Origin of the sequence: Marinimicrobium sp. UBA4509 (assembly GCF_002388575.1) — a bacterium.
Lineage (GTDB): Bacteria > Pseudomonadota > Gammaproteobacteria > Pseudomonadales > Cellvibrionaceae > Marinimicrobium > Marinimicrobium koreense.
Window position 1 is genome coordinate 43,050 of record NZ_DGMV01000035.1, and the last position, 4,428, is coordinate 47,477.

Consider the following 4,428-nt stretch of genomic DNA (forward strand, 5'->3'; position numbering starts at 1 on the left):
GGCGGCCACTGGAGGCTACGATGCGGCGGCGAACATTCTGGAACAACTGATCGAACAGCGGCCTCACCATCCGGAGCTCTGGGCCAACCTGGCCACGCTGTATCACCGTTTAGAGAAATCGGAATTACGGGATCAGGCGCTGGCACGGGCCCGCGAACTGAACCCAGACAGCATTCCAGCGTTGAATCTGTCCGGCATTCTGGCGCTGAATGCCGATCAACCACAATCGGCTGAGCGGCTGTTCAAAAGGATAGTGGCTCTGGAGTCCGACTATCCCGACGCGCACTACAACCTGGCGCTTATATACGATACTTACTACCAGGACCTTGAGCGAGCCATTGATCACTACCAGAACTATCTCGCGTTGATCGAGGAGCCGGACGACGCCACGACCGCCTGGCTCGAACAGTTGAAAAATGCGCTCAAACGTCAACAACATCGGGAGCACGCCGGATGAAGTACCGCCTGTTCACTCTCCTGACCGGCTTACTGCCACTCCTGGTGGTCAGCTCGCCGGTTCCGGCCCAGGACAGCCCACGCATCGAAATCGAAATGGAGGCGACGCGCATCCGTTCCAATCGGGAGCTACCCAAGCTTCTGTACATTATTCCCTGGCGCGATACCGAGCTGAGCGACAGATCCGGCGAGCGAAAAATCCTGATTCCCGATTTGTTTGCGGATTACTACGATCCGCTTTTACCCCGTGAGACGAAAGAACAATCGGACGACAGTGAAGATCGCGACGCCCAACACAACGATTAATATTCTTGCGTCATAAATGATTAAAAAGGCGTTGCTTATTTCGGAAAATTTAAATCATCACAACAAATATTTGAACGACAACGGATTGCAATTCCTAATAACAGTCTCGTTCATTAAGCGCTAAGGATAATAAAAAAAAGTAATACGTCATAAACCGAGCAGACAGTCATTTGTCTCTTTTTATTTTGAGCTACCATCTCCTGCACCTTATGGTCATAACGACCAAAGGCAATCAAGGCGACAGGTGCGTGCCATATAACAATAACGGGCACGCTGCCTGCTTTCCGTTCAGCAACACCAGGAGAAAACTACAAATGATAAGCACAACACAAAAGCGTAATGGCATTTACGCCGCCATGCTGGGCCTTGGCCTTGCGATGGCGGGACAGGGTGCCATGGCTCAATCGGCAAATTGCGAATACGTTGTCAGCAACGAGTGGGGCAGCGGTGCCACAGCCACCGTTGAGATCACCAATAACGGCACCACCGCCGTCAATGGCTGGGACGTCAGTTGGACCTACGACAACAACCGGGTCACCAACAGCTGGAACGCGCAGGTATCGGGCAGCAACCCCTATACGGCGACCGACCTGGGTTGGAATGGCACGATTCAACCGGGTCAGACCGTTGAGTTCGGCATGCAGATTGATGCCAACGGCGGCGCCATTGAGCGTCCGGAACTGTCGGGTGACGTCTGCACCGGTGGGGGCTCTTCCAGCTCGTCCAGTTCCTCCAGCAGTGAGAGCTCCAGCAGTGAAAGTTCCAGCTCTTCATCCAGTGACGACGGCGCCACGGGTCAACAGTGTGATTGGTATGGCACGCTCTACCCGCTCTGTGACAGTCAGGACAACGGCTGGGGCTGGGAAGACAACCAGAGCTGTATCGGCCTGACCACCTGTAGCGACCAGCCCGATCCCTACGGCCCGGTCGATGGCGGAAGCAGCAGCTCCTCTTCCAGTTCCAGCAGTGAGAGTTCGTCCAGTAGTGAGAGCTCATCCAGCAGCGAAAGCTCCTCCTCATCCAGCTCGTCCAGCAGCACGCCGGATGCGGGCGGTGTGTTCCGTGTTGACGAAACCGGTCAGATCACCCAGAACGGTGACGCCTTCCCGGTGCAGTGTTCTGCATGGTTTGGTCTTGAAGGCCAACACGAGCCTGCCGATGCCGAAAACAACGCCGACGGTGCTCCCATGGAGCTGTATGTCGGCAACATGTGGTGGGTCGATTCCGGCCGGACCATCCAGCAGACCATGGACGAGATTACCGCTCAAGGGATCAATACCATCCGTCTGCCCATTGCGCCGCAGACCCTGGATCCGAACGATCCCCAGGGTATCGGTGACATTCGCGAGGGTGGCGTACTGAAAAACCACGAGTCGGTCCGTCAGGAAAATGCCCGTCAGGCGCTGGAAGATTTCATTGTCCAGGCCGACGATAACGGCATCAACGTAATCATCGACATTCACTCCTGCTCCAATTACGTGGGCTGGCGCGCGGGCCGGCTGGATGCCACACCACCTTACGCCGACGCGGAACGCGAGAACTATGAGTTCAAGCGCGAAGGTTATTCCTGCGGCCCGGTAGACGACCCGAACGTACAGGTCGATCTTTACAACGAAGAGCTGTGGCTTGAAGATCTCCGGGAAATCGCCGGTCTGTCCGAGCAGTTGGGTGTCGATAACATCATGGCCATCGACATTTTCAATGAGCCCTGGGATTACACCTGGGCCGAGTGGAAGCGTCTGTCAGAAAATGCCTACCAGGCCATTGCCGAGGTTAACGACGATGTTCTGATCATGGTTGAAGGCATCGCTACCTCAACCAGTGCCGGTGACGAAGTGCCTCACGGCGATGAAGACTCCAACCCCAATTGGGGTGAAAACTTCTTCCCCTTCGCGGACGCACCGCTGGATATTCCCAAGGAGCGCCTGATTCTTTCTCCGCACACCTACGGTCCGTCGGTATTTGTCCAGCGTCAGTTCATGGATCCGGCGCAACCCGAGTGTGAAGGCCTTGAAGATATCGAAGCGGCCGAAGCCGGTTGTAACATTGTTATTGACCCTCAGCGCCTGGAGGCCGGTTGGGATGAACACTTCGGGTATCTGCGTGACCAGGGTTACGCGATGATCATCGGTGAGTTCGGCGGTCATAGAAACTGGCCCGCCGATGCGCCACCGCGCCATCGTGAAGCCTGGAGTCACGTCGAGCCCGGTATCGACATGCAGTGGCAGAATACCCTGGTCGACTACATGATCGAGAAGGACATTCAGGGCTGCTACTGGTCCACCAACCCCGAATCGGAAGATACCGGTGGTCTGTACGAGCACGCGTACGACCCGGTCTCCAATGAAAGTGGTTGGGGTCAGTGGGAAGGCTTCGAACAGGAGAAGTGGGACATGTTGCGCCGCCTGTGGGGCATCTGATTCCGGTTTTTCTGAAGCCTTGAAAAAATCCCCGGGCGGCTCACCACCCGGGGATTTTTTTGCGCTTAAGGAGCCAAAGATCCGATGGGTATTCGGGTGATTTCGATATCTTCCTTGTTGGTCGCGTAGGCGACATAAACAAACTCTTCGTCTACGTAGCTTTTCGGATAGCTGTAACCCGCCCGTTTATACTTTCCCTCGTACCGCCAAGGCTGCAGGTCCGCTCCGCCGGCGCGCACCAGCCAGGCCCGATCAAAACGCTGCCCTTCTTTGCTCACCGCTATTGTCAGCGGAATCCGGGTTTTGTTTCCGCTGGGATTATTGACAATAAACGCCGAACCGTCCGGTAAGTTACCAGCGCTCTGCTTGGCCCTTGAATCGGGAAAGTTGGTGATCACCGGTTGCGTCCAGCTCGCCCCCCGGTCACGACTTTCTGCTGCCAGAATTCGGAAGCTGCTCTGTTGATCGCGGAAAGTCATCACAATGCGGCCATCGCCACGGCGATACCAGCTGGGCTCGAGCTCCCGGGTGATATCCGGCTCGTGCGCCAGATTGGGCAACTCACCCCGCTGCCAGCCCGACACGCCACTGGGATCATCGGTGAACCAGGGCGTGGCAATCAGCCCGGGCTGTTCGTGTACGGTGGTGAGGATACGCCCCCCAGGGAGTGCTCGAAGGTCCTGCTCCAGGATGCCGTTCAATGGTTTGCCCGCGCGGGTCATCACTCGCCGGGGTTCACTCCAGTGTTCACCGTCAGCGCTGGAAACGTACTCCACAAAGCCACCGCGTGGCTCAGCATCATGAGGCCATACGTTGATGTAGGCCACCAATTGATCGCCACTCACCCACCAGCCACCGTTGGTGATGGTGGCGTCTTTTCGGGGCAATGCCAGCGTCTTTGGGCGACTCCAGCTCGCGCCCTGATCCGGACTGATCGCATAGCGGATCTCGGTTTCCGGTGCGTCTTCATCCCGTCGAGAGCTTTGCCACTGAGCGTAAAGCCTACCCTGGAAGCTCATGACCACCGCGCCGTGGTTGTAACGGTAGTCCTCCGGGCCAGGACGATACACCGTAAAGGTTTGTCGGCCGGAGGCGAACGACAGTCCCAGGGTATCGGGTTGTTCAGCATCAAAAACACCCGGTGCCAATACCAGCGGCGCGCTCCGCCTGTCTTCCGACGGTACCGATTCCGGCCCGGCACAACCCGTTATTGCCAACAGCCACACCACGCCAGCCACAAGCGTCT

General features: G+C 56.8%; 4 protein-coding genes. 3 read left to right on the top strand and 1 reads right to left on the bottom strand.

The annotated features are described in order from the left end of the window. From B3520_RS05130 to B3520_RS05140, 3 genes are all read left to right on the top strand, one after another. The coding region (locus B3520_RS05130; protein WP_286875557.1) for a tetratricopeptide repeat protein at positions 1-457 on the top strand (457 nt) is incomplete at its 5' end. Then, the gene (locus tag B3520_RS05135) at positions 454-762 is read left to right on the top strand and encodes a hypothetical protein (protein WP_286806244.1); all 309 of its coding nucleotides are present in this window, start codon (positions 454-456) and stop codon (positions 760-762) included. The genes B3520_RS05130 and B3520_RS05135, both read left to right, overlap by 4 nt. A 314-nt stretch (positions 763-1,076) precedes the next feature. Continuing rightward, a complete protein-coding gene (locus B3520_RS05140) occupies positions 1,077-3,182 on the top strand; it encodes a cellulase family glycosylhydrolase (RefSeq protein WP_286806243.1) in 2,106 nt (701 codons plus the stop codon). Between the two features lie 65 nt (positions 3,183-3,247). On the opposite strand, the gene B3520_RS05145 is transcribed toward B3520_RS05140, so the two are convergent. After that, positions 3,248-4,428, bottom strand: a 1,181-nt coding sequence (locus B3520_RS05145) for a sialidase family protein (protein WP_349678475.1), incomplete at its 5' end; no start/stop codon positions are given.

Bases quoted from the DNA above. Each gene is read 5' to 3' on its own strand.
- B3520_RS05135 (WP_286806244.1), top strand. From the start codon at position 454: ATGAAGTACCGCCTGTTCACTCTCCTGACCGGCTTACTGCCACTCCTG.
- B3520_RS05140 (WP_286806243.1), top strand. From the start codon at position 1,077: ATGATAAGCACAACACAAAAGCGTAATGGCATTTACGCCGCCATGCTG.